At 64.9% G+C, this 25991-nt stretch carries 21 protein-coding genes and 1 pseudogene; 18 read left to right on the top strand and 4 right to left on the bottom strand.

Translation table 11 applies throughout. The features are described from left to right. Positions 1–55: 55 nt before the first annotated feature. Together AC6JAC_RS00630 and AC6JAC_RS00635 are read right to left on the bottom strand one after the other, a co-directional pair. Positions 56–1402: an MFS transporter gene (locus AC6JAC_RS00630; RefSeq protein ID WP_028271431.1), complete on the bottom strand. Its 1347-nt coding sequence runs from the start codon at positions 1400–1402 to the stop codon at positions 56–58. A 264-nt stretch (positions 1403–1666) separates the two neighbouring features. Then, a complete protein-coding gene (locus tag AC6JAC_RS00635) occupies positions 1667–2506 on the bottom strand; it encodes an ACT domain-containing protein (RefSeq protein ID WP_043438729.1) in 840 nt (279 codons plus the stop codon). A gap of 426 nt (positions 2507–2932) precedes the next feature. Here AC6JAC_RS00635 and AC6JAC_RS00640 point away from each other — a divergent pair, with 426 nt between their 5' ends. The 17 genes and pseudogenes from AC6JAC_RS00640 to AC6JAC_RS00720 all read left to right on the top strand — a co-directional run bounded on the left by AC6JAC_RS00640 (position 2933) and on the right by AC6JAC_RS00720 (position 22889). Next, on the top strand, positions 2933–4546 hold the full coding sequence (locus AC6JAC_RS00640; protein WP_043438731.1) for a sugar transferase: 1614 nt from the start codon (positions 2933–2935) through the stop codon (positions 4544–4546). Positions 4547–4561: 15 nt separating this feature from the next. Beyond that, positions 4562–5674 carry a Gfo/Idh/MocA family protein gene (locus AC6JAC_RS00645; RefSeq protein ID WP_028271434.1) on the top strand — a complete coding sequence of 371 codons (1113 nt, stop codon included), beginning with the start codon at positions 4562–4564 and terminating at the stop codon, positions 5672–5674. After that, positions 5671–6666, top strand: a complete 996-nt coding sequence (locus tag AC6JAC_RS00650; protein ID WP_028271435.1) for an NAD-dependent epimerase/dehydratase family protein — start codon at positions 5671–5673, stop codon at positions 6664–6666. The genes AC6JAC_RS00645 and AC6JAC_RS00650 overlap by 4 nt, the downstream gene beginning before the upstream one ends. Beyond that, positions 6663–7838, top strand: a complete 1176-nt coding sequence (locus AC6JAC_RS00655; RefSeq protein ID WP_028271436.1) for a DegT/DnrJ/EryC1/StrS family aminotransferase — start codon at positions 6663–6665, stop codon at positions 7836–7838. The genes AC6JAC_RS00650 and AC6JAC_RS00655 overlap by 4 nt, the downstream gene beginning before the upstream one ends. After that, entirely contained in the window at positions 7831–8478 is a 648-nt protein-coding gene (locus AC6JAC_RS00660; RefSeq protein ID WP_028271437.1) for a NeuD/PglB/VioB family sugar acetyltransferase, read from the top strand. The genes AC6JAC_RS00655 and AC6JAC_RS00660 overlap by 8 nt, the downstream gene beginning before the upstream one ends. Further along, entirely contained in the window at positions 8478–9560 is a 1083-nt protein-coding gene (locus AC6JAC_RS00665) for a glycosyltransferase family 2 protein (protein WP_051628917.1), read from the top strand. The genes AC6JAC_RS00660 and AC6JAC_RS00665 overlap by 1 nt, the downstream gene beginning before the upstream one ends. Continuing rightward, on the top strand, positions 9557–11080 hold the full coding sequence (locus AC6JAC_RS00670; protein WP_197024951.1) for a lipopolysaccharide biosynthesis protein: 1524 nt from the start codon (positions 9557–9559) through the stop codon (positions 11078–11080). The genes AC6JAC_RS00665 and AC6JAC_RS00670 overlap by 4 nt, the downstream gene beginning before the upstream one ends. After that, entirely contained in the window at positions 11077–12210 is a 1134-nt protein-coding gene (locus AC6JAC_RS00675; protein WP_043438733.1) for a DegT/DnrJ/EryC1/StrS family aminotransferase, read from the top strand. The genes AC6JAC_RS00670 and AC6JAC_RS00675 overlap by 4 nt, the downstream gene beginning before the upstream one ends. After that, entirely contained in the window at positions 12207–13412 is a 1206-nt protein-coding gene (locus AC6JAC_RS00680; protein ID WP_028271441.1) for a rhamnosyltransferase WsaF family glycosyltransferase, read from the top strand. The genes AC6JAC_RS00675 and AC6JAC_RS00680 overlap by 4 nt, the downstream gene beginning before the upstream one ends. Continuing rightward, positions 13409–14629 (top strand): acyltransferase family protein, encoded by a 1221-nt coding sequence (locus tag AC6JAC_RS00685; RefSeq protein ID WP_197024952.1) that lies wholly within the window; start codon positions 13409–13411, stop codon positions 14627–14629. Before AC6JAC_RS00680 ends, AC6JAC_RS00685 begins: the two co-directional genes overlap by 4 nt. Further along, complete coding sequence (locus tag AC6JAC_RS00690; protein ID WP_051628919.1) at positions 14626–15549, top strand: DUF6492 family protein; 924 nt, start codon at positions 14626–14628, stop codon at positions 15547–15549. Before AC6JAC_RS00685 ends, AC6JAC_RS00690 begins: the two co-directional genes overlap by 4 nt. Beyond that, positions 15546–15923: pseudogene (locus AC6JAC_RS00695) on the top strand (VanZ family protein); the annotation flags it as partial. The gene AC6JAC_RS00690 and the pseudogene AC6JAC_RS00695, both read left to right, overlap by 4 nt. Before the next feature lie 93 nt (positions 15924–16016). After that, positions 16017–16613 carry an acyltransferase gene (locus AC6JAC_RS00700; protein ID WP_028271442.1) on the top strand — a complete coding sequence of 199 codons (597 nt, stop codon included), beginning with the start codon at positions 16017–16019 and terminating at the stop codon, positions 16611–16613. Between the two features lie 9 nt (positions 16614–16622). Beyond that, complete coding sequence (locus AC6JAC_RS00705) at positions 16623–19253, top strand: WecB/TagA/CpsF family glycosyltransferase (RefSeq protein ID WP_081818899.1); 2631 nt, start codon at positions 16623–16625, stop codon at positions 19251–19253. Continuing rightward, entirely contained in the window at positions 19250–20614 is a 1365-nt protein-coding gene (locus AC6JAC_RS00710) for an O-antigen ligase family protein (protein ID WP_051628920.1), read from the top strand. The genes AC6JAC_RS00705 and AC6JAC_RS00710 overlap by 4 nt, the downstream gene beginning before the upstream one ends. A gap of 9 nt (positions 20615–20623) precedes the next feature. Further along, entirely contained in the window at positions 20624–21445 is an 822-nt protein-coding gene (locus AC6JAC_RS00715) for a YveK family protein (protein ID WP_051628921.1), read from the top strand. A 268-nt stretch (positions 21446–21713) separates the two neighbouring features. Next, complete coding sequence (locus tag AC6JAC_RS00720; protein ID WP_081818900.1) at positions 21714–22889, top strand: DegT/DnrJ/EryC1/StrS family aminotransferase; 1176 nt, start codon at positions 21714–21716, stop codon at positions 22887–22889. A gap of 11 nt (positions 22890–22900) precedes the next feature. Here the strand turns inward: AC6JAC_RS00720 and mscL are convergent, their stop codons facing one another. Next, positions 22901–23362: a large conductance mechanosensitive channel protein MscL gene (gene mscL / locus AC6JAC_RS00725; protein WP_028271443.1), complete on the bottom strand. Its 462-nt coding sequence runs from the start codon at positions 23360–23362 to the stop codon at positions 22901–22903. A 203-nt stretch (positions 23363–23565) separates the two neighbouring features. On the opposite strand from mscL, the gene AC6JAC_RS00730 reads away from it, so the two are divergent. Next, a complete protein-coding gene (locus AC6JAC_RS00730) occupies positions 23566–24642 on the top strand; it encodes an FUSC family protein (RefSeq protein ID WP_028271444.1) in 1077 nt (358 codons plus the stop codon). A gap of 43 nt (positions 24643–24685) precedes the next feature. Here the strand turns inward: AC6JAC_RS00730 and AC6JAC_RS00735 are convergent, their stop codons facing one another. Further along, on the bottom strand, positions 24686–25963 hold the full coding sequence (locus AC6JAC_RS00735) for an MFS transporter (protein WP_028271445.1): 1278 nt from the start codon (positions 25961–25963) through the stop codon (positions 24686–24688). Between the last annotated feature and the right edge of the window lie 28 nt (positions 25964–25991).

Genomic DNA, 25991 nt, shown 5'->3' on the forward strand with positions numbered 1-25991 from the left:
GAGGTGCTGCGGTGCCTAGCTTAGGGCTGCGTGCCCAGGGTCGTGTGCCGGCCGCTTAGACAGGGAGCCGCTTGTTGTAGTCCAGCATCAGGACGGACACGCCCATGATGATGGCGGATCCCACGAAGTACAGCAGTGCCCACGTGTAGGAGCCGGTGGCGCCCACGATCAGGCCGACGGCAATGGGAGTGACGAAGCCGGAGATGTTTCCGCTGAAGTTCATCGCGCCGCCCAGCACACCGGCGTTGGTCCGGCCGCCCAGGATGGACGGGATGCTCCAGAAGAGGCCCACCCAGCGGAGGAAGAACATCACCACGGAGAGGAGTACGACGGCGGTGGTCGGGTCCGCCACGACGGTCACCCCGATGAGGCCGCCCACCACTACGACGCTGGAGATTCCCAGCAGGGTGCGCATGACGCGGTTGGCCGAGGCGCCGGCTGCCCGCCATTTGTCGGCGAGGGTGCCGCCGAGGATCTCGCCGACGAAGCCGGCTCCGAAGATCACGAAGGTGGACCAGCCGATGGTCTTCAGGTCGAAGCCCTTTGCCTGGGCAAGGTAGAGCGGGCCCCAGGTCAGCAGGCCGTAGAACACGCCGTTGAAGCCCAGCCAGCCGAAGCACATGGCCCAGAAGGAGCGGAACTTCAGGTAGGGGAGCAGGGCGCGTTTGCCCTTGCTGCCGTCCAGTTCGGCCTCGGCATCCTCTGCTGCATGGGAGGCCTCGATGTATTCGGCCTCGGCTGCGTTGACGCCGCGGTGCTGGCGAGGGTTGTCCCGGACATACCACCAGACGGCGAGGCCCATAAGCACGGTGGCGGCACCGGCGATGACGAAGGAACTGCGCCAGCTGCCGGTGGCGGCGATCAATCCGGCGATGAGGATGCCGCCCAGCCCGGCGCCGAGGGGAGCTCCGGCGTCGAGGATGGTGGCGCCGCGGCCGCGTTCCGATTTGTGCATCCAGATGGCATTGAGCTTGCCGCCGGCGGGCATGACCCCTGCTTCGGTGATGCCGATGCCAAGCCGGGCGATGAACATGCTCAGGAAGCCGCCGGCCATGCCTGAGGCGGCCGTTGCGGCGCCCCAGCCGACGCAGGAGGCTGTCATGACCTTGCGCGGGCCGAACTTGTCGATCAGCAGGCCGACAGGGATCTGCATGAGGGCGTAGGTCCAGAAGAAGGCCGAGAGCAGGAGGCCCACCAGCTCAGGGGCGAGGTTGAATTCCTTCTGGATGATGGGGAGCGCCACGGAGATGGAGCCCCGGTCGATGTAGTTGACGGCGACGAGGACGAGGAGCAGCAGGAAGAGTTTCCAGCGGACGTTGGTGCGCCGTTGCACGCCGTCCTTGCCGGTCTGGCCTTCGGGGGACTGGACTGTTGGGTCGGTTTCGGTACTGGGGAGGGACACAGCTTCTCCTTCACGGGGAAGATTGCGGGCAGGGGAAAGACTCTGGTGCTGTGGCTGGCCGGGGCCTGATCGGGCGGCGGCCGTACTGTCCGGGCCTGATCTTGGGTCCGCGATGCGGATGGCCAGAGGTCCGGGAGAGTGGTCACTTTTGGGATCCCGTTTTGGGATCCCAAAATTAAAGATAGAAGTGACCCCTGCCACTGTCAAGGGTTTTTTCGGCAATGCCCGCCGGGCAGCCTATTTACCGATTGTGACTGCGGGCAGCTACCGGCTGTCGCTATGCGCCAGGATCTCGGCCAGCTCAGCCAGCCGGTGCGCCCGCGCCGATTCTGCGGGCGTAAAGGGCTCACCCGGGCGGTAAAAGGTGATGGGACCGTGCCAGGCCGTCGGGATCTTAAGTACTGTCCCGTCGTCGGCAACGGCCGGGGTTTCTTCGCGGCCCTCCGCGGTCACGGGTACGATCCTCGCCGAAAGCAGCTCGGCGACCGCCAGTGGGAGCTCATCCGGGTTGCCGGCAATCCGCGCGGCAAGGCTCAGCGCCTTGGTCTGGCCGTCCGCCATGGCAAGGGCCGTGGTGGGCCAGAGGTGGGAGTGCCTCCCGCCGCCGTCGCGCAGTGCCTCGAGAATCTCCCGCTCGCCAAGGTGCCCCGGTGCGGACAGGACGAACTCGTCCATGACGCCGCCTGGCACCGGATGGAGGTGGATGCTGAGGATGTTGGTGTCCAGCCGGGCCAAGGCCTCCGTGATCTTTTGAAGCGACCCTGGCTCGTCGCGCAGCACTGTGCGTGCGCGCCACAGGGCCGGTGCAGTGTTCAGCCGCTTGCGGTGCCGGAGGGCAGGAGCGTGCAGCCAGTTCCTCAGCATCCTGGCCGCGGAAGGCTCAGCCACCCAGATCACCAGGACTGTGGCAGTCAGGGTGAGGACGAGGACTTTGGCCACGTACGGGAGGTGCGTTTCCACCACGGCGGCATGGACAAGGAGCTCAATCGGCAGCATGACGGCGATGTTCGCCAGGGTCAACCGGGTTTTTGTGGGTTCCGGCATCTGTCCGCAAACTTCGCAGCTCAAGTCGGCCGATTCGGGTGACTGTGCCTTGCGCTTCATACTCACATCTTGTCCGGGCCCTGTTTCCGCGGCGTTGCAACCGCGTCACGAACGCCAACATCCTTGAAACGGCGCGGTTTTCCGAGTACTTGCTCCGGCCGGAGGAGGGAGGTCCGGCGGGGCCGCCGGACCCTGGACGGCGGCTCGCCCGCAGGTAGGCCCGGGTGTCCCGGGTCATGAGGCGTCACGTAGTTCCCGGCGCCATCACCTAACAAGCCGCTATCCGTCCGAGTAATACCCGTCCATGGCCCCGACGCCATGTGGGCAAAGCCGGGTAGGTGGCCCTCGTGACGGGGACACAGGCCCACGGCTTTTATTGGGGAAGGCATCATCCGGTGCCGCCTACCAATGGTCGGGGGGATAGGCAGTGGCGACGTCGTCTGCTCGCGTATCGCGCTCGTCCTCCATAAATGTGTGGGGGCCGAAATGAGTCAACTGGGCAAGACCAGCCCGTTCGTCATGAAATTCCTCGGGCCCGGGGGAAGTTCCGGGACCGTCGCCAGTCCGCCGCGTGGCGCCGTCGGATCCCCCGCCGGTTCCGCTGCCTCCGCCGGATCCGCCGTCGTCGGGCGTTCCCCCGGAAGCCCGGCAGGGCAACCGGCAGAACGCAAGCTTTCCGGCCGCGAATGGGCCCGTTTCCTGGCCCGCTTCCTCCGCATGACCGACTCCCTGGTAGTAGTTCTTTCGGTGCTGATCGGATACGTGATCCGGTTCGACGGCGGCCACTCCTTTGCGGAAAGCCGGGACAACGCTGTGGGTGCGGTGCTGGCCGCAGGCCTCGTGGTGTTATGGACCGGGGCCCTCCATTTCTACCGGACACGGGACCCGAAGGTCCTTGGCGTCGGTTCCAGTGAATACAAACGCGTTGCCGTTGCCACCACCCGGGTCTTTGGCGTGCTGGCAGTGTTCCTGGTGGTGTTTCGGCTGGAGCCCGCCTGGGCCTTCTACGTCGCGTCGTTTCCCCTGGGTGTCCTGGCTCTTGTGGGGAACCGGTGGTTCACCCGCCGCTGGTACAACCGGAAACAGGCCGACGGCCAGTTCCTGGTAAAGGCAGTAGTCATTGGCCAGCCCGAGGATGTCCGCTACGTATTGGGGCGGATCGCCAAGAAGACCGGTGCGGCCTACGAAATCCTGGGGGTGTCCCTCCCGGGAGCCCGGCGGGGGATGACGCTCGACGTCGACGGGCACCGTGTTCCCGTGCTGTCCTCCACCGATGACGTTGTCCGGACAGTGGGAAAGTGCGGAGCCGAGGCCGTTATTGTGGCGGGCCCGGTGCCGGGAGGCAACCAGTACATCCGGGAGCTGGGCTGGCGGCTGGAGGAGCACTCCGCCGAACTCGTGCTCGCGTCCACGCTGACCAACGTGGCCGGGCCGCGGATTCACTGGCGGCCTGTGGAGGGCCTGCCGCTGATGCACGTGGACGTCCCGCAGTACAGCGGCGGCAAGCATGTCCTCAAGCGGCTGCTGGACATCGCGGGCGCCTCGGTGGCCCTGGTCCTGCTCTCGCCGCTGTTCCTGGTCCTTGCGGTCATCGTCAAGCGCAGCGGTCCGGGACCGGTGTTCTTCAAACAGGAGCGCGTCGGCAAGGCCGGCCGGCCGTTCCGGATGATCAAGTTCCGTTCCATGGTGACCGACGCTGAGGCGTCGCTCGCCGCCCTGATGGCACGCAACGAAGGGGCCGGCGTGCTGTTCAAAATGCAGAACGACCCGCGGGTGACCAGCTGCGGGCGCTGGATGCGCCGCTACTCACTTGATGAGCTGCCCCAGTTCTGGAATGTCCTCACCGGCGAAATGAGCCTGGTGGGACCCCGGCCCCCGCTGCAGCGCGAAGTGGAGGCCTACGAACGGCACACCCACCGGCGGCTGCTCATCAAGCCCGGAATCACCGGCCTCTGGCAGGTCAACGGCCGCTCGGACCTGCCTTGGGATGAGGCAGTGCGGCTCGATCTCTACTACGTCGAAAACTGGTCGATCATGGGGGACGTCATCATCATGTGGCGGACCTTCAAAGCAATGTGCATGCCTGCGGGCGCGTATTAAGTGGAGGGGACAGATATGGAATCGTCACAGGAGTCCTACCGTAGGGACCTTGACCTTATGGCATCCGCCGCACCGCTGCGGGCAGCCGTTATCGGAGCCGGCTACTGGGGGCCTAACCTCGCCCGGAATTTCAACGCGAGCCCCGACTGGAAACTGGCCGCGATCGTGGATATGGACCGCGACCGCGCCGTCAAGCTCGCGGCAGCGAACGGCGGCGTTCCGGTCTGCGAGTCCATCGACGAGCTGCTGGATACGGTCGACGTCGATGCGGTGGCCATTGCCACGCCGGCGCACACCCACCATGGCATCGCCCTGACAGCACTGCGGGCCGGAAAGCACGTGCTGGTGGAAAAGCCCCTGGCCGACAGCAGGGCCAAAGGCGTGGAGATGGTTGAAGAAGCGGAGAACCGCGGGCTGGTCCTGATGGCCGATCATACCTATTGCTACACCCCCGCGGTGCTGAAGATTCGTGAACTGATTGCCGACGGATCCCTGGGCGAGATCCTGTTCATCGACTCGGTGCGGATCAACCTGGGTCTGGTACAGCCCGACGTGGACGTTTTCTGGGACCTTGCTCCGCACGATCTTGCCATCATCGACTTCATCCTGCCGGGCGGCCTCCGTCCGGCGGAAGTGGCGGCCCACGGCGCGGATCCGCTTGGCACCGGGCGGGACTGCGTGGGGCACCTAACGTTTGCCCTGCCGAACGATGCCATGGCGCACGTGCACGTGAACTGGCTCAGCCCCACCAAGATCCGCCAGATGGTGGTGGGCGGCTCGCAACGGACGCTCGTCTGGGATGACCTGAATCCACAGCAACGGCTGAGCGTGTACGACCGCGGCGTCAGTCTGGACCGGAAATACCGTTCTCCCGCTGAGAAGAAGGCCTTCGCCATTTCCTACCGGTTGGGCGACACCTGGTCCCCCGCGCTGCCGGAACATGAGGCCCTTGGCCAGATGGTGGCGGAATTTGCCAGCAGCATCTGGCATCACCGGCCGGCGCGGACCAGCGGGGCATCCGGCCTTCGGGTGCTGTCGGTACTGGAAGCGGTAAGCCGCAGCCTCAGCGGCGACGGACAGTCCGTCCCCGTCACGGGAAACGAAACCCAGCTGGAGGGACGGCGATGAGCATGCTGCAGGGCGCACGGGTCCTGGTCACAGGCGGGGCCGGCACCATCGGATCCACTGTTGTCGACCATCTGATCGCCGCAGGAGTTGAGCGGATAACCGTCCTGGACAACCTGGTCCGCGGCCGCCGCGCCAATCTCGACGAGGCAGCTGCCACGGGCAGGATCGAACTCGTCGAAGGGGACCTGCGCGACCGGGACCTGGTCCATGACCTCACCCGCGGCAAAGACATCGTCTTCCATCAGGCGGCCATCCGGATCACGCAGTGCGCGGAGGAGCCGCGGCTGGCCCTCGAAGTGCTGGTTGACGGCACATTCAATGTGTTTGAAGCGGCAGCCGAGCACGGTGTGGGCAAGCTGGTGGCAGCATCCAGCGCATCGGTCTACGGGATGGCAGAGGATTTCCCCACCACCGAGCGCCACCACCACCACAACAACGACACGTTCTACGGCGCCGCGAAGTCCTTCAACGAGGGAATGGCCCGCAGCTTCCGGGCCATGACAGGCCTGGACTATGTCCTGCTGCGTTACTTCAACGTCTACGGACCCCGGATGGACGTCCATGGCCTCTACACGGAGGTGCTGGTCCGCTGGATGGAGCGCACTGCGGACGGGCAGCCGCCGCTGATTTTCGGGGACGGACGGCAGACCATGGATTTCATCCACACCAGGGACGTCGCCCGCGCCAACATCCTGGCTGCCGGTAGCGGAGTCCGCGAGGGCGTCTACAACGTGGCCAGCGGTGAAGAGACCAGCCTGCTGGAACTTGCCCAAGCACTGTTGAGGGCCATGGACTCCGACCTGCAGGTGGAGCACGGCCCGGACCGCGCCATCAACGGTGTTGTCCGACGCCTTGCCGACACCTCCGCTGCCCGGCTGGACCTCGGTTTCGCGGCTGAAACAGGACTTGAGGAGGGGCTCCGGGAACTCGTGGACTGGTGGCGTCCGCTGCGCGGCGAGATTGCCGCCGCCCGGGTGGGAGGCGTGCGGTGACCGTCAGCCAGGATCAGGCCGTGAGCCGGATCAACGTGATGAAGCCTTGGCTTGGCATCGAGGAAGCGGAGGCGGTCGCTGAGGTGATTGCCTCCGGCTGGGTGGCCCAGGGGCCCCGGGTGGTGCAGTTCGAGGAGGCCTTCGCCGCCACGCAGGAGGCGATGTACGCTGTCGCGGTTTCCAACTGCACCACTGCCCTGCACCTGGCGCTGAAGGTGGCGGGCCTCGGTCCGGGCGACGACGTGGTGGTGCCGTCCTTCTCCTTCATTGCCACCGCCAACGCTGCCGGCTATGTGGGAGCGCGGACGGTGTTCTGCGACGTTGACGAGGAAACCGGCAACGTCTCGGCACAGACTGTCGCCGCCGCCCTGACGCCGGCCACAAAAGCTGTGATCGTGGTGGACCAAGGTGGAATGCCGGTGGATCTGGATCCGATCCGGGCGCTGTGCGACCCACTCGGCATCACGGTGGTGGAGGATTCAGCCTGCGGTGCGGGCTCCACGTACCAGGGCCGTCCCGTCGGCGCCGGCGCCGATTTAGCGGCGTGGTCCTTCCACCCGCGCAAGATCCTGACCACTGGTGAGGGTGGCATGTTGACCACCCGGAACGCCGAGTGGGCGGGCCGTGCGCGAAGGCTGCGTGAACATGCCATGAGCGTCTCGGCCAACGACCGCCATGCCGCCCTCCTGGCCCCGGCGGAGGAGTACCTGGAAGCCGGATTCAACTTCCGGATGACTGACATGCAGGCCGCGGTGGGACTGGTCCAGCTGGGCCGGCTGGCCGAGGCTGTGGCCCGGCGCCGCGAAATAGTGGCCGGGTACCAGTCCGGCCTGGCAAGCGTTGAGGGTTTGCGGCTGGTCCGCGACCCCGCCTACGGCACAAGCAATTTCCAGTCCTTCTGGGTGGAGGTTTTGCCTTCTTTCCCCCTGAACCGCGAGGAACTGCTGGAGCGCATGGCACGCGACGGGATCTCCGCCCGCCGCGGAATCATGGCCGCGCACCGGCAGCCTGCCTACGCGGGCCGGGACACCGGAGACGCCGACTTGTCCGTCACCGAACGCCTGACGGACAACACCCTGATCCTGCCCGTGTACCACCAGCTGACGCCGGGCGAGCAGTCCCGGGTGCTGCGGTCCATCCGGCTGGCAAGCGGGGAGGGAAACCGTGGCTGACCTGATTCTCATCGCAGCCAGCGGGCTCGCCCGCGAAGTCCTAGCCACAGTGCGCGACAGCGGCCAGTTCGATGTTGTGGGCATCCTCGACGACGACCCGGGCAGGGCGGGCACCACGATGGACGGCTCGCACATCCTGGGACCGGTCAGCGACGCGCTCAACTACCCGGACGCGAAGGTGGTGGTCTGCGTCGGAGCAGGCGGCGGGCGGGCCGGGATAGTGGAAAGGCTGGCCGGGCTCGGGTTCCCCGACCGGCGGTACGCCACAGTGGTTGACGCCTCGGTCCGGCTGCCGGAGGGATGCCGGATCGGCCACGGCAACATCCTGCTGGGCCATGTCACCCTGACGGCCGACGTCACCATCGGAAACCACGTGGTGGTGATGCCCGGAGTGACCCTCACCCATGACGATGTGGTGGAGGATTTTGCCACGTTTGCGGCCGGCGTTTCGCTCGGCGGAGGCGTCCGGGTGGGGCGGGCCGCGTATCTCGGCATGAACTCCTGCGTGCGGGAGCGGACGGCCGTCGGCGCCGGTGCCACGGTGGGCATGGGGGCCGTCGTCCTGGCCGACGTTCCGGCCGGAGAAACCTGGGTCGGTGTTCCGGCGCGGGCCGTCAAACGCGCAATGGCGGTGGCCTGATGCGTAGCGCCAAACCCGTCCAGTTTGCCGGTACCTCAGGGGTCACCGTAGTGGTGCCCTGCTACAACTACGGGCATTTCCTGGCTGACGTCGTGCACAGCGCGCTGTCCCAGGAACGCGTTTCAACCAGGGTGATCATCGTGGACGACGCCTCTCCGGACGGGTCGGCTGAGGTTGCCCGCATGCTGGCCGCCGCGGATCCGCGCATAACTGTCGTGTGCCATGAAGTGAACCAGGGCCACATCGCCACGTACAACGACGGCCTGGCGCGCGTAGAGACGGAATTCGTGGCACTCGTTTCTGCAGATGACCTGCTGGCGCCCGGTGCGCTGGGGCGGGCCACGGACTTGATGAAGGCGCATCCGGGAGTAGGCATGGTTTACGGGATGCCCGTGGAATTCAACGACGACGAGGGCGTGCCCGATATCCCGGCTCCCGGCCGGCGAGGCAGCTGGACCGTCTGGCCCGGCGGGGAGTGGTTGCGGTGGGCATGCTGGCGGGGGCGGTGCTTCATCCTCTCCCCGGAAGTCGTCATGCGCACCGACGCCTTGCGCCAAGTGGGTCCGTACAACGCCGAACTGCCGCATTCCGGGGACTTGGAATACTGGGTCAGGACTGCCGCGCGTTGGGATGTCGGCCGGATCAACGGCCCCGCACAGGCCTACTACCGCGTGCACGGGCACAACATGCACCTGACCAGCTTCGACACCATGCAGGTAGACCTGAAGCATCGGCTGGACGCCTTCAATGTGCTGGCCACCGCCGAACTGGCAGCGGAACTGCCTGCTGCTGCCCGGTTGCACAGGATGGCCCGGCACGGAGTCAGCCGGGAGTCGCTCCTGCTGGCGGAACGGAACCTCGACGCGGGTGGCGCCGTTTCCGTGTCCCTGTCCCTCATGGACGTGGCCACGTTGGCCCGCCCGTCGGCGGAGTCCACGCTGCGCGGCAGGGCGCTGCGGTACAGGCTGGTCCGCGCCGGACGGCGTGCCGCGCCTACCGGCTTCCAGGGCATGATCGAAGCCTACCGGCGCCAGGTGGACAGGGTCCGCTGGACCATCTGGCGAAAAGCAGGCATATCGTGAGCGCGCCAGAAAAGGCTGAGGCGGGCCTGGAGACCGTGAGGACTGGTCTCAGGGGCGGGCTTCTGTGGGGCGCCGTGGGAGTCGGCTCAGGCCGTGTGCTGCAATTCGTCACCACCCTGCTCCTTGCCCGAATCCTCGCTCCCGAACACTTCGGCGTTCTCGCCATCGCCCTGGTAGTGCAGACCATCGCCATGAACGTCACGGAGCTGGGTGCCACAGCAGCACTCGGGCGTGCAGACCGCGATCCAGCTGAGATTGCGCCAACCATCTTCACTATCGGCCTGGTGACGAGCGCCGCCATCACGGCTGCGGTCTTTGCCGGCGCACCCTTACTCGCAGGAGCAATGGGTGATCCTTCTGCGGCACCTGTCGTTCAGATCATGGCTTTCACCATCCTCCTGTCCGGCCTGTCCGGAGTGCCCGCCGCCATGGTTTGGCGGAACTACCTCCAACGGCCACGGGCTCTCGTGGAAATCGCGGGTGCGCTGTGCACTCTCGCGCTAGCAATTCCGATGGCATTGGACGGCTGGGGGGCATTCGCTTTGGCCTGGTCGAGGCTTGGCGGGCAACTGCTAACGACCATCGGCTACTGGCGGGTGACGCCCCAGCGTTTCCTGCCGGGGTTCCGGCGCGCCGAGGCTGCCTACGTGCTCCGACTGGGCCTGCCGCTGGCCCTGGCAAACCTCGTTGTCTTTGCCACCTTGAACCTGGACTACGTCATAGTGGGCAGGACCCTCGGCACAGCGCAGCTGGGCGTCTACCTTTTGGCGTTTAACCTTGCGAGCCTGCCCAGCAGCCTCATTACCGCCGTGATCCGTACCGTTGCCATTCCTACGTTCGGCCGTCTCCACAAAGCGGGCATGCTTGCCGGAGCCGCGCCTGCAGCATTCGGGTCCGTGGCCTACCTGGCCCTTCCTGCCTCTGCTCTCCTGGTCGGTCTGTCCGGTCCGCTGATCCATGTTCTCTACGGTGAGGCATGGAGCGCCGCGGCCGCAGCAATGATCGGACTGGGCATTTTTGGGGCCGGCCGCATCCTCACCGAGATGCTGGCTGACCTGTGTGTCGGAGCCGGGCGGACAGTGGGCCTGTTCTGGGTCCAGGTGGTTTGGTTCGTGACGCTGCTCCCGGCACTCCTGGCCGGGGCCCGGTACGGGGGCCTGGCGGGCGTCGGCGCAGGCCAGGCAGCGGTGATCTGGTTTGTCGTGCTGCCGGTCTACTTCCTCGTCGTCCGCCGCACAGTGGGCGCACGGATCGGCGCGATGCTGCTGGTATGCCTGCCCAGGGCTGCTGCCGCCGCCCTGTCCGGGCTGCTGGGATGGATGGTGGCGGGAGCAGTTCGCGAGCCCTTCCTCGCCGTGGTGGCCGGGGGGTTCGCGGGACTTGCGCTGTACGTGCTTCTCACTCGTCGTTATGCCATGCAATCGCTTGCCAGCCTGAAATCCCTTACTGCCGCCAACGCTGCGGGCAACCACGCACAGGCTGGCGACGCTGAGTCACTGAAACTAAGGAGCGGAACATGACCTTTCCGACGGACATACGAGTCCCCTTGGTGGACCTCGTCGCTCAGCAGGCGGAAATCCACGACGAACTGGCCCCCCAGTTGCAGGACATCCTGCAGCGAGCCGCCTTCATTGGGGGGAAGGAGGTTGAGCTGTTCGAGCAGCAGTACGCTGATTTTCTCGGGGCCCGCCACTGCATAGGCGTCGGAAACGGCACGGATGCGCTGGAACTCGCGCTATTGGGCGCAGGCGTCCGGCCCGGGCAGGAAGTGATCGTCCCGGCGAACACTTTCATCGCGAGTGTGGAAGCTGTAGTACGCGTGGGTGCCGTGCCCGTCCTTGCGGATGTGGACGAAGAGCATCTACTGCTGGATCCGGAATCGGTCCGGCGCCGCGTGACCGGCAGCACCGCAGCCATCCTTCCTGTGCATCTTTTTGGCCAGGTTGCCCCTGTGGAGCGGCTGACCCCTATCGCCGAAGAGTGCGGCGCGGTGATCATTGAGGATGCCGCGCAGGCGCAGGGCGCGGCACGGTTCGGCCGGCCCGCGGGCACGCTGGGCCACATAGCGGCCACCAGCTTCTACCCGGGAAAGAACCTTGGTGCCGCAGGTGACGCCGGTGCAGTCATCACCGACGACGACGATGCCGCCCGCCTGGTCCGGCTGCTTGGCGCGCACGGCAGCGAACGCAAATACGAGCACGAGGTGATGGGGTGCAACTCGCGGCTGGACACCATCCAGGCCGCGGTGCTGTTGACCAAACTCAAGCGGCTCCATGCCTGGAACGAAATGCGCTGCCAGGCTGCAGCGCGGTACCAGGAGCTGCTGGCGGATGTGGAAGGTGTCCGGCTGCCCCGATCTGCACCGGGGAACTCGGACGTATGGCACCTTTTCGTCGTCAGGCTTGAGAACCGGGACCGGGTTGCGGCAGACATGCAGCAGTCGGGAGTGTCCACCGGCGTTCACTACCCGGTCCCGGTCCATCGTACTGAAGCTTGGCAGAAGCTGGGGCTGGAATCCGGCAGCTTTCCGGTTGCCGAGGCGGCGTCCCGTCGGATCCTGTCGCTGCCCCTCTACCCGCACATCACCGTCAGTCAGCAGGAGCACGTCGTGGCGAGCCTGCGGAATGCCATGACAGGGGCAAATCGATGAGCGCCATCGATATTCGCGAAGTGCTGGCGCGGGCCAGAGCTAGAGGGCTGAAGGAAACATCCAAGCGAGCGGTTCGCCGGGTTTACCACAGCCTGGAGCAGCGACTCGACCTTCGTTCCTTGGACTTCCCATTGGAAGCCGGTGACATAGCCAGCCCGGCAGTTGGGCGTGCTTCAGAGCGAACCCCCTTAGCTGAGTCCCAAGCCATCGGATGGATCTGCACGCCCCCGGGGGCCGGATCGGGCGGCCATACGACGTTCTTCCGGATGGTGCGGGGCATGGAAGAACGCGGGCACCGCTGCACAGTTCTGTTGTATGACCGGCACGGAGGAGAGCTGGACAGGCAACGGGCGCTGATCAGGGCCAACTGGCCGGAGTTAGAGGCCGATATCAAGGCAGTCCCGGCCAATCTCGATAGTTTTGATTCTTGTGTTGCCAGTTCCTGGGACACCGCCCATGTGTTGGCTTCACGGATAGCCGCGGGCTCTGTGACCAGGCCGTTCTACTTCATCCAGGACTACGAACCATACTTCTACGCCCGTGGCTCACTTTACGCCCTGGCTGAGGACAGCTACCGCTTCGGTTTCACACACATCGCATTAGGGCAGTTCGTCGCAGGCGCCTTGCGCCGCGAAGCAGGCGTGGACTCCGAAGTCATCCCTTTTGGGAGCGACTTGTCTGCCTACCGCTTGATCAGTTCACGGCAACGCTCGGGCATCGTCTTCTTTGCCCGCCCGGACACGGACAGGCGCGGCTATGACTTGGGGCGGCTGGCGCTGCAGGAGTTTCACGCCCTTCACCCGGCCCAGGAGATCCACATTTATGGTTCCCGCGTCCGGGGTTGGGGTATTCCCCTCACCCAGCACGGGACGCTGACCGCACGCGGACTGAACGAGCTATACAACCGCACCATTACGGGCCTTGCCCTCTCCTTCACCAACATCACCCTGGTGGCTGCCGAGATGCTGGCCGCGGGAAATATAGCGGTTCTCAATGACCACGAGTTCTCCCGTCAGGTCCTGACCAACCCCGAAGCAGTATGGGCGGCACCCTCGCCTTCACAGCTGGCCCGCGCGCTTGGCTCAGTCGTAACGGATCCGCATCGGGCTGATCGCTCCATACGCGCTGCCTCCCATACGGGACCAAGCTGGGCAGGGGCGCAGGCCGAGGTCGCGCGAATTATTGCAGGTGGGGCCTCGTGAAAGATCTGACCTCTGCTACGTCGGTTCCGACAGTTGGCCCCACTGCGCCCGCCGCACGGGTTGAATGGCTTGATGGTCTCCGGGCCCTGGCCGCAGTGTTTGTCGTGCTCCACCACTGTTGGCTTTTGAGCTACGGGGGCTACCCCGGAAACAACGGTCCCTGGCTGACTGACTGGATGGTCTATGGTCACCTGGCGGTCTCGGTCTTCATTGTGGTCTCCGGTTTTTCGTTGACATTGTCACCAGCCAGTCATGGAATGCGTCTCAAGGATGGCGCCTGGAAGTTTTTTGGCCGGCGATTCTGGCGAATAGTCCCCCCATACTGGGCTGCCCTAGCCATTTCTGTTGTGTTGATCCTGACCGGTCTAATCAGTTCCCCGACTGGCACCCCCCTGACTGCGGGAGACATCCTCGTTCATTTTCTGCTGGTGCAGGACGCCATCGGAAGCACGCCCCCGAACGGGGTTTTCTGGTCAATCGCCGTTGAATGGCACATCTATTTTCTGTTTCCGCTGGTGCTTCTGTGCTTCAGACGGTACAGGACAGCGGTCGCCGTGATCGCGGTGGCTCTGCTGGCTATTGCTCAGCATGTGGCGGGCCAGTTCATTCCGGAAATCGGTGCATTGGACCGGTTCACGCCGGCGTTCCTGGTGCTGTTTGTGGCCGGCGCGGCCGCAGCGAGGTTGTCCCGGCGCGGACTCTTGGCGACTCCCAGCGTCATCCTCGCGGCGGTCCTGATTCTGGGATTCGTCGCGGCCGCAACGCTGGCTGGTTCTGTGTGGGTTGTCTCGCAGTATTTTTGGATGGATCTCGTTGTGGGCGGCGCCGCGGCCGCATTGTTCAACGCCCTAGCCCAGGGCCGTTTGGCATGGCTGATCCGACTACTGGCCGCGCGGCCTCTGGCATTCACCGGAGAATTCGCTTTCAGCATCTACCTCGTCCACGCCCTGGCTCTTGAACTATTACGCCGCTATGTTGTGCAGCCCGCCGGCCTTAGCGGTGCCCCGGCGTTCTGGATCCTCCTGGCGGTGGGTATTCCGGCTTCCCTTTTGGCCGCCTACGCGTTCTTTCTCGCATGCGAACGGCCGTTCTTGACAATCCGCAGCGTCCCGCAGTTGGCGAGGGCACTCAAACGAGCCGTCCGCCACCAGGGTGGCCGCGGCACCGGAGGTAGCAGGGTCGATGACGCTCACAACACGAAAGGGGCAGTCCGATGAATACGATCGCGATCCTTACGCCATCGTTCAGGCCCGACTACGAGCGTTTTGTCCGGTTGCATCAATCGGTGCTGGAATTCACCGCGGAGTCTGTTGTCCATCACGTGATTGTCCCTCGCCGGGACCTTGAGCTGTTCCGTTCATTGGCATCGCCCCGGCTGCGCGTGTGGGCTGAGGCCGACTTCCTGCCAGACGGGTTTATTCCTACCGCCGGACTGGCCGCCGCGGTCAAGCGGGTTCGAATCCTGCCAGCTATGTTGCGGTTCAGCGCGCTGAATCTTCGCCGGCCGTGGCCTCCTGTTCGCGGGTGGGTCCTTCAACAGATTCTGAAGCTGTCTGCCGCAAGGCAACTGGGCTGCGGGGCCGTGGTAATCATCGACTCCGACGTTGAACTCCTACGGACGATGTCCACGGATCTGTTCTTCAAGGACGGCACGGTGCGTTTGTACGAAAAGCCGGATGCCGTCACGGATGACATGGGCCGTCACGTGTTGTGGACACGGACCGCTCACAAGCTCTTGGGGCTGCCGGCCCCGGAACCCGGGGCCCGCCCGGATTACGTGGCTGGCATCGTCACGTGGGACCCCGAGCTGCTCACCGGCTGTCTGGCTCGGATTGAAGCAGTTACGGGAACGCCGTGGGCAACGGCTGTCGGAGCCCAGCTCCACATCAGTGAGTTCATTCTTTACGGTACTTACGTTCAGCACTTTGGAACCGAGCAGCAACGCTCCTTCGTCGAACCTTCCAACCTGTGCCACAGCTATTGGGAGGGCGGCCCTTTGACGGGAGGCCGGCTGGAGGACTTCATTGCGCGATTCGGGAGCTCAGATATCGCCGTCCAGATCCAGTCCAACTCCGGTACATCAAATTCAACCACCCGTCATGTGCTGGACGAGCTGCGGACGGAGATCAATCGATGAAAGGGACGGCGCGCCGCTGGATACTGCTCACGCTACTGGCCCTGTACGCAACAGTCTTGGCCTGCACAGGGTTCTGGCCTACGCCGGTGGACCGGCCCCTGGTGACTTTCGTAAATGAGGTCTTGTCAGCACTGCAGAAATATGACCTAACGTCGGATATTCGCTATGGACACGTGGAAAGTGCCGCCAACGTCGTTCTGTTTGTGCCGCTGGGAGTTTTTGTCGCATTGCTCTTGCCGGCACGCCGGTGGTGGCTCGCGGTCGCAGTCGGCTTGGTTTGTTCCGCCGGGATGGAAACCATCCAATTCTTGGTGCTGAGCGAGCGCCATGCGGGGCTGAGGGATGTGGCCAACAACACGCTGGGTGCACTGCTCGGGGCGCTGGCCACCGTGCCAGCACGCCCGCCGCGCAATTTGACCCGAGTGACTCCGGCCGCGGCCGGCTCAGTGATTCCTGGAAGGAACAGTATGATCACCATCGCCCCATCGGCAGACGTGGCAGAGTCCGCCAGCATCGGAGACGGATCCCGGGTCTGGCATTTGGCGCAGATTAGGGAACAGGCCACCCTGGGCAGCAACTGTAATATCGGCCGCGGCGCCTACGTTGGGCCTGCCGTTCGGCTTGGGGACAACTGCAAGCTCCAAAACTACGCACTCGTCTATGAACCGGCGCGGCTGTCCGACGGTGTCTTTATTGGGCCTGCCGCCGTGCTCACCAACGACCTGCACCCGCGGGCAATCACACCCGACGGAACGCTTAAGGGAGCCGACGACTGGGTGGCCGTCGGCGTTACCGTCGGCAAAGGCGCGTCCGTCGGAGCCCGCGCCGTCTGTATCGCACCCATCGCCATCGGCGAGTGGGCTACCGTCGCCGCTGGCGCCGTCGTCACCAGGGATGTCCCGGCCTATGCCGTGGTGGCTGGCGTGCCGGCACGCCAAATGGGCTGGGTGGGCGAAGCGGGCCACCCGCTCAAGCAGGACGACGGCGGCAGTTGGCTCTGCCCGGTCACTGGCCGGCGTTACCTCGAAACCAACGGGCAGCTCGTGCCCGCGCAAACGAACTGAGGGGGCGACATGGAAAACTTGGATGTCAACAAAGTCATCTTGGGTGGCACCCCGGTTGATCTGATGGATCCGGAGCCGGCCCTGGAACTAATCCTGGATCGGGCCGGAGAGCTCGGCCTTCCGCCAATGGGTGTAGCCTCCGTCAATCTCGACCATCTGCACCACTTTGGTGTCGGTGGCCGATGGGAAGGCACGCTGCACGCCGATCCAGCCAGCACGGTCGAGTGGCTCTATTTGCTCGATGGTGCGCCGCTCGTGTCGCAGTCCCAAAGGCTGACCGGGCACCGCTGGCCCCGGCTGGCCGGCAGTGACCTCGCCGCGCCGCTGCTGACGCGGGCTGAGCAACTGGGCCTTCGGGTCGGTTTTCTCGGTGGCTCCGCGGAAAACCAGCGGCTGCTGGCCCGGAAGATCGAGGAGGAACACCCCCGTTTGCTGGTGGCCGGGATGTGGTCGCCGGACAGGGATGAACTGGCCTCTGCCGAACGCTCAGAACAGATTGCCAAGGACATTGCGGCCGCCGGCGCCCAGATTCTGTACGTCGGGCTCGGCAAGCCCCGCCAAGAGCTGTGGATCGACCGCTACGGGGCATCCACCGGGGCGCCAGTGCTCCTGGCATTCGGCGCGGCTGTCGACTTCCTGGCAGGGAGGGTGCAGCGCGCACCTCAATGGGCCAGCGAGCACGGGTTGGAATGGGGCTACCGCCTCGCACTGGAGCCTAAACGACTCGCCAGCCGCTACCTTATTGACGGCCCGCAGGCGTACATCAAGTTGCGGACTGCTTCCTGCACGGTACCGCCTGTCGTGCGCGAGCGGCCGTCCTCGGCCAGTCCAGCGCCGCGGACACCCGGCCAGTTCACCGGACTTGAGGGCTCGCCGGACGTCGTCGCCGTCGTCGTGACGTATAACAGCGGCGGTAATATCGGCCGTCTCCTGGACAGCCTTCGGGCGGAAACGGAGGATCTGACTTTGCGCGTCGTCGTCGCCGACAACTCCTCCAGTGACGACACTGTAGAGATAATACGGCGGGGCAATCCGGATGCCATCGTCCTCGACACGGGAGGAAATCTTGGCTATTCAGCCGGCATCAACATCGCCATGCGAAGCGCCGGCGACGCACCGGCAGTGCTCGTGCTCAACCCTGACCTTAGGGTGGGTCGAGGCAGCCTACAGAAGATGCTGCACCGGCTGCGCGCTTCCCGTGCCGGAGCCGTGGTCCCCCGATTGACTGACGCTGACGGTGCAACGAGTAGGACCCTCTTTCGCGAACCTGGCGTCACACGTGCCTTCGGCGACGCGCTGCTGGGGCGGCATGCCCCCAACCGGCCCGGCTGGTTGGCAACCATCGACTTGAGTCCTGAAAGCTATGCCCATCCTCACACAGTTGACTGGGCGACAGGTGCCGCGCTGATGGTACGGCGGAACCTGACTGATTCGCTTGAATGGGATGAGTCGTTTTTCCTCTATTCCGAGGAGACTGATTTTTTCCGACGGCTGAGGGCGCTGGGAGGCACCGTTTGGTATGAGCCGGCGGCCACCATGGTTCACGACGGGGGCGGCTCGGGCAGCTCGGCAAAATTAAACGCACTGCTCGCCGTCAACCGTATCCGCTACATCCGCAAGTACCACTCGTCGGTATACGCAGCGGCATTCCGCGGCGCCGTCGTGCTCTCAGAAGCGCTCAGGTGCTGGAAATCGGACCGGCGGGGCGTGCTGCAGACGGTGATCGACGAAGGAAGCTGGCCTCAGTTGCCGGGTCCAACCCGGTCCGACAGCACCGACAGGAGATCAACAGAATTCCCCGCGGGCGCGGTAATTATCCCCGCCCACAACGAACGCAACGTCATCGCACGGGCACTTGCACCGCTGGCGCCACTTGCTGCATCGGGTCAGATAGAAGTGATCGTCGCCTGCAACGGCTGCACTGATAACACTGCGGAAATCGCCCGCACGTTTGAAGGGGTAACCGTGCTGGAGTCGGGCGAGGCGTCCAAACCTGGAGCCCTAAACGCCGGTGATACGGCAGCCTCACTGTGGCCCAGGCTTTACTTGGACGCGGACGTGCAGATCAGCCCGGCTGCTCTTCGAGGAGTGTTCAACGCGCTGGTGCCCGGCGGACCCCTGGCGGCACGTCCGGCCGTGCACTACGATCTTCGGGGCGCCCACCCGATAATCCACTCGTACTATCAGACGCGTTCGCGTTTGCCCTCAGTCCGAAACGGGCTCTGGGCCGGCGGTGTTTACGGGTTGTCCGAAATGGGGCATCGGCGGTTTAAGCGCTTTCCCGACCGGACCGCCGACGATCTCTTTGTTGACCGCCTTTTTGCACCCTCAGAAAAGTCCGTGCTCGACGTGGAGCCGGTGGTGTTTTGTCCGCCGCGGACGCTTAGGGACCAGATTGCAGTGCTTCACAGGGTGTACCGAGGCAACTCCGAACAGAATGCGGCCGCGGGACAGGCCACTACGGCACGGCAGACCTTGACGGAAGTTCTCCGTTCCGTCCGTGGTCCGCTGACTGCCGCAAACGCCGCCGTATACCTGGGGCTTGCCATTGTTGGCCGCCAAGGTGCAAAGGGATCGGGAGTCTGGGAAAGGGACGAAAGCAGCCGCGTTCTTGGACCAACCGGAAGTGCGGGGCCATGAGTTTCGAGGACACACCGTATGCCGTCTCGGTTGGGAAAAAAGGTCCGCCGCGGTTTCTCAAGGTGACCATGTTCTGCGTTCTGGCCGTCCCGCCTTATATGGTCCTTGCGCCAGTCGGCGCAAGCGGAAGCCTTCCAGAACTATTGGCCCTTGGGCTGTTCGGGCTGTGGGCTGTCTCTACTTTGTTGGGCCTGCATGATCCGCTGAGGTTCCGGCACCCGGGGAGGGCAGCCGTCCTGCTTCTGTTGCTGGCTTCCTGCGTTAGCTACGCCCACCTCTTCGCCGGCCTCAGTGGCGCCAGCACTGTCGAAGGCCGTGCCGCCGCGGACCGCTGGATGCTCTTGATGTTTGCTGCAGCCGGTATTGCCTTTGTGACCACCGAGTCCGTCCGCACCATGGATGATGCCATGGCGCTAGTCCGTTGGGTCCTGGCTGGCGGGGCGGTGTGTTGCGTAGTTGCCTTGATTCAATTCACGACTCGCTGGAATCCGCTGGACTCGCTGCCGGCGCTGATGGTCGGATTTACTGAAAATGGGAGCCCGAGTGCGTTTCAATCCCGGGGGGCGTTGATGCGGGTGGCGGGAACTACGCTACACCCCATCGAGTTGGGTGTGGTCAGCGCCATGCTGCTCCCGTTGGCCATCTGGCGCGCCCTGCACGACCGGAGGGGCAGGAAGGGAATGCACTGGATCTTGGTGTGCCTCCTTGTGCTCGCAAATACCATGACGGTTTCCAGATCAGGACTCATCGGCCTCGTTATCGCAACAGTGATCACCATCCCATTCCTCCCCAGGACAGCCAAACGCTGGTCGGCTGTCCTCATACCGGTGGGCGCTGCCGGTCTATTTGTCGGAGTTCCTGGACTGATCAGCACACTGTTCAACACCAGTACGGCAGGCAGCTCGGACTCATCTATTACGTACCGCACCGACGACTACCCGCTCGCACTCCGCCTGGTCTCTGCCCGCCCGTTGTTCGGCACCGGCCCCGGGACTTGGCTTCCAGCCGAGGCGAAAGACAACTTCGACAATGAGTACCTGCTGGTTGCTGTGACGATGGGCGTAATCGGGCTATGTGCTTTGCTGGCGTACCTTGCGGTCCCCGCGCTTGCTGGTTTGGCGGCAGCAAGGAACGCGCAGGGCAACGAGCTGAAGTTGCTTGCCGCGGCCTGTGCGGCATCCGGGCTCATCGCCACCATAGTGTCGGCAACCTTCGATTCGATGTCGTTTCAGGTCTTCGCATTGCTGGTGCCGTTTTTCATAGGTCTGTCAGGAGCCTCCTGGCTGATGGTCAAGAATCAACTGAACGAAGGCCGGAACGACCCCTCCCGGGTTAACACCGGCAAAGTCACTTGGGGGTAGGAAGAAACCATGGATCCGATTTCCGTAATCAAGACGCTTTGGCGGCACAAGTGGGTTGCAATGCCAGTGGTGGTGCTCACGGTAGTTGCCTGTGTCTACGTAATGTTCTTCGGCCAGCGCACCTATCAGGCCACCACGACCTACGCGCTTATCACTCCGAAAGTGCCCACGGCTCTCGAACTGGAAACGAGCCCTCAGCTGGCCAAGATTAACGGGGACAACCCGTACCTCAGAAGCCCGGACAGCACGCTGCTGTCCCAGGTACTGATCACCAAACTGGGTGCCCAGGAAACAGTCAAGAGCCTGCAGGAACAGGGTCTGGGTACTGAATACTCGGTGTCTCGCGCCAGCAGCTTAGGCTCCGGTATGCTCCTTGAACTCTCTGCTTCCGGTACCTCGCCCGAACAGGCGGTGGACACCGCCGTCGCACTGGGTAACCGTCTCACCAGCACATTGCACGACGTGCAGAAGATCAACGGCGCGGATGAGAGCTACCTGTTTTCGGCGCTTCCGGTGGATGGGCCAGGGCAGGCAGAGGAGATGTTCTCCAGCCGGTTGCGGACCCTGATCATCGTGGGCGTTGGCGGGGTAGTGCTTGTCTTCGGAGCAGTCTCCATCGCCCGTTCCCTCGAGCTGGCCAGCGCCGGCCGGCGGACCAAGGAAAAGCCGGCAAAACATGCCGGCGGTCCCGAGGTGGACTCGCCCGAACGGCAGGTACGCAGTTCCGGGCGCCCAAGAGAATTCGCTGACAACCATCCGTCACCCGCTGACCAAGGCCTCCTGGAAGACGCGTTCAGGGTCCCTGTTCCGGACCGGGAACGCCGGACCTGAGCTACGCCGGGCACCCCGGGGACCCGGCGCCCCTGACCGGCGCCCCTCCGGAACGCCCCGCACAAGTAACCCCGGGGTGCCCGGCGGCAAGGAATCCAAGTACTGCCCTACCCGCCGGGCAGCACCGCGGTTCCCAAGCGGGTAATACGCACTGCGACGGCGGCGCCCCGCGGGAAAAGGCGCGTACGTGACTCTCGTGACCGCGCCGTCGAGTGGCGCGTTGAATGGAAGGGCATACCATTTCTTTTTTGACGAGCGGGAGGTCCCGGTGACCATCAGCGAAGACCGTGCGGTTAGCCACATCGGTGTCATGAGGCCGTGGCTCGGACCGGAGGAAGCGGACGCCGTTGTGCAGGTGCTTTCTTCGGGCCGGACGGTGCAAGGGCCACGCGTAGGGCAGTTTGAAGAGGCGTTCGGATCGGCGCAGCAGGCGCCGCACGCCGTCGCAGTGTCCAGCGGGACCGCTGCCCTCCACCTGGCGCTCAGGGTGGCCGGGGTTCAACAGCAGGACGACGTCGTTCTGCCCTCGTTCTGTTCAGTTGCGAACGCCGACGCCGTTAGCCGCCTGGGCGCCCGGACGGTTTTTGCCGATGTGGAGTCCGGAACCGGCAATGTATCGCGCGAAACCATCGAGGAGGCCCTGACACCGGCAACCCGGGCGGTGATCGTGGCGGACCAGGGCGGCATGCCGGTTGACCTGGAACCCATACGCGAGCTGTGTGATCCGCTAGGCATCACAGTCATCGAGGACGCTTCCTGCGGCGTGGGCTCCACCTACCAGGGACAGCCGGTGGGTGCCGGCGCCGAGCTGACCGTGTGGTCCTTCGATTCGTGTGAGGTCCTGACCACCGGCGAAGGCGGCATGCTGACCACCCGGAACGAGGCGTGGGCCGCCGCGGTCCGGGACCTTCGTGACGACGCCGGGAGTGACGCGGGGTTGGATCACCGCATGACAGATCTGCAGGCCGCCATCGGCCTGGTCCAGCTGGGTCGGCTGCACGAGGCAGTAGCCCACCGCAGGGAAATTGTCGCCAGCTACCAGCTCGCGCTCGCACGGATCGCAGGGCTGCGGTTCATCAAGGACCCGGACTACGGCACCAGCAATTTCCAATCCTTCTGGATGGAGGTGCTGCCGTCATTTGCCTTGCCGCGGGACGAGCTCCTGGAGCGGCTGGCGCGCGACGGTATTTCTGCCGGCGTCGGGCTTACGGCGGTCCATCGGCAGCCGGCGTACTGGGACCGGGACACCGGCGTGGCGGACCTCTCGGTCACCGAGCGGTTGGCGGACCGGCTGGTGGTCCTGCCGGTGTACCACCAGTTGACCCCCGGCGAGCAGTCGAGGGTGCTTCGTTCGGTCCGGCTCGCGGCGGCCGGAATTCCCGTCACCGTTCGGCGGGGCAAATGGAACGGCGGCTTCCGGCGCACAGACGCGGCCAGCGCCTGACGGCCGGATCGTCAGCGGGAGCCTTCGGACTCTTTCGCTGACGATCCGGCGGTGGTGAGTTCGCTGTCGGTCCCTGCGAGCTGGGTCAGCAGGTCCCGGATCTCGGCCAGCAGAGCGGTGTCCGCGGGTATGGGCTCCTCCTCGGGCTCCGCCGTCGCCAGCCGGCTCTTCACCAGCGAATTGATCTTGTTCATGGGCGCCACGAAGATGAAATAGACCACGGCGGCAGTGATGAGGAAGGTCACGAACGCGGTGATGACGCCGCCGATATTGACGAACGTCTTGCTGTTGCCGGGCCAGATGGCGAAGCCCAGGCCCTCGGTCTGGACCCCGCCGGCGGCTGCGATGATCGGGTTCACAATGTTGGTGGTGAACGCGCTGACGAGCGCCGTGAACGCCGTGCCGACGACGACGGCGATGGACAGTTCGATCACGTTGCCGCGAAGGATGAAATCCTTGAATCCTTTGAGCATGGGTACCTCCGGTATGCGTTTCAGTCGGTAATTTAACCCATAGACACTACCAGCCCGGCCCTTCCGGACGCTCCCGGGGAGGCGAGCTTGCCACCGGAGCCGGGCCGCTTCAAGGGGGCCGCCGAACGGCCGGGCGTAGGATTTGAAATGGACGCCAACGCTGCCGCCATCAGACTGGCACCGTACGGAAAGGCGTGACCCCCTTGAAGCTTTTCGCCGAGATGTTCACCATTGCCCCCGGCAATAACGACCATCAGGTCGCGATCCGTTGCGCCGTGGGGGTCTTTGTTCCGCTGATCATCCTGGTCCTGATCGGCCGGAGCGACCTGGCGATCTTTGCCTCCTTCGGTGCCTTCACCGGAATCTACGGTCGCGGGGAGCTCCACCGGAAGCGGCTCTTCATCCAGATGCGCGCCGGTTCCCTCATGCTGCTCGTCATCCTCATGGCCACGTTGTCTGCCCGCGCCGGCCAGGCCCTGGGGCTGTCGGACACCGCGAGCACCTGGACGCAGGTGGCAGCCACCACGGTGGTTGCCGGCGCGTGTTCGCTGGTGATTGCCTTGTGGCGCCACCGGCCGGCGGGTTCGTTGTTCCATATCTTCGCCTTCGCGGCCATTGCTTCGATTCCGAACCAGCCGCCGCTCTGGCAGTGCATGGTCGTCGCTATTCTCACCACCGTTTTCTGCCTGCTGATCGGCATTTCCTCACGCCTGGTGCGGAGCCGCCGAACGCCTTGGGCCATGCCGGCGCCGGCACGGCTAACACAGGAAGAGAAGCGCACCGCCTGGCTCGAAGCGGTGGGTTACGTCGTGGCGGCGGGGCTTGCCGGCACGCTGGCCACCATTGTGGGGCAGTGGCTCGGCTTCGGCCACAACTACTGGGCCATGGTGGCTGCGGTCGTTCCGTTGGTGGGCCGGACCACCCGACACCGTGTGGCCAGGGGGATCCAGAGAATCATCGGCACCGTGCTGGGCCTGATCGTTCTGGCCGGTGTGCTGCTGCTGAATCCTGCCCCGTGGCAGATGGTCCTGGTGATCGCCGCGTGCCAGTTCGGCGCCGAGATGTTCATCGCCCGCCAGTACGTCCTGGCGCAAATATTCGTGACGCCGCTGGCACTCAGTGCCACGCTGCTGGCGGCGCCCGCTGTCCCTGAAGTCCTGCTGCGGGACAGGATCGTGGAGACGGTCATCGGCGCCGCCGTCGGAATCGCCGTTGTGAGTGCCCCCGCCGTTTGGCGGCGGATGCGGGCGTGGGACCACGCCCGGCGCATAGCCGTGTAGGAAGGCCCGCCGCTGGGACCGCCTCGGTTGGAGCGCCCGGCCGCTAGGAAGGCCCGACGGCGGTCCGCTTGCCTGCCGCTGCGGTGACCGCCTGCGGCACCAGGACGAGGGCCGCCACCGCGAGGACGGCCGCGCCGGCGAAGACGTAGAAGCCCCAGGGGTAGGCGATTCCGGCGGCCACCAGGGTGCCCGTCACGGCCGGGCCGAGGATGGCGCCAAGGCGTCCGACACCAGCGGCGAAGCCCAGTGCAGTGCCGCGCAGCCGGGCCGGGAACAGCTGGCTGACCCAGGCGTACACCAGCACCTGCGAGCTAAAGACGAAGACGCCTGTTACGAACACGGCCGCGTTCAGGAGCAGTTCATTCTGGATCTTGACGCTGAGCGCTGCGAGGAAGACGGCGGAGAGGAAGAACCAGAGAAGCACTATCTTTTTGGTTCCATGCTTGTCGGCGAGAATGCCGGCCACCACCAGGCCAGCCACCGCGCCCACGTTAAGAACGAGCAGCAGGGAGAGTCCGGCGTTGAGCGTGTAACCGGCGGAGGACATGAGTTGCGGCAGCCAGGTGTTCAGCCCGTACACCAGCAGCAGACCCATGAAGGAGGCGACGGCGACGCCTGCCGCGACGAGCGGGTACGGTTTCCGGCCGAGGTCCCGGAAGCTGGCGCGTCCTTCGACGGCGGGCTCAGCGGCCTTGGTGGCATGGGTGCCGGACGCCGGAGAGAGCGCAGGGAGGGATACAACGGCCGGCAGCGTCTCGGGAAGCCTGAACCAGAGGAACGGAACCAGCACGAAGCCGGCCACACCGCCAACCACGAACATGATGCGCCAGTCCGGGATGACCATCAGTGCCAGGAAGGCGGTGGCCACGGCCCCGGCGTGGTAGCCGGTCATGGTCCGTGTGGTGGACTTGCCGGCGGATCCTGCGGGGGCATAGTCGTTCATGTAAGCCAGGGCGGCCGGGAGGCAGGCGCCCAGCCCCAGGCCTGCCAGCAGCCTGAAGATGCTGAAGACGGCAACGTTAGGAGCAAAGACCACGGCAATCGTGAAGATGGAGAACCACGTCACGCAGGCAACCAGCAGGTTCCGTCGGCCGAAGCGGTCGGAGAGCGGCGCAATGAACAGCGCTCCCAGCCCCACGCCCACCAGTGAGATCGTTGCGGCGAACGTGGCGCCGACGGCATCGAAGCCGAGATCGTGGGTCTTGATGAGGGTCGGGATGACGGTGCCGAGCACCACCAGGTCAAAGCCGTCCAGGACCATGGCCAGCCAGCACAGCCAGACAGGCCAGCGTGATTTGTTTTCCAACGACGTCGTTGACATAGCTACCTCAGAGTTGATTTCTTGCCGG

The organism is Arthrobacter sp. KUASC02 (assembly GCF_059739395.1).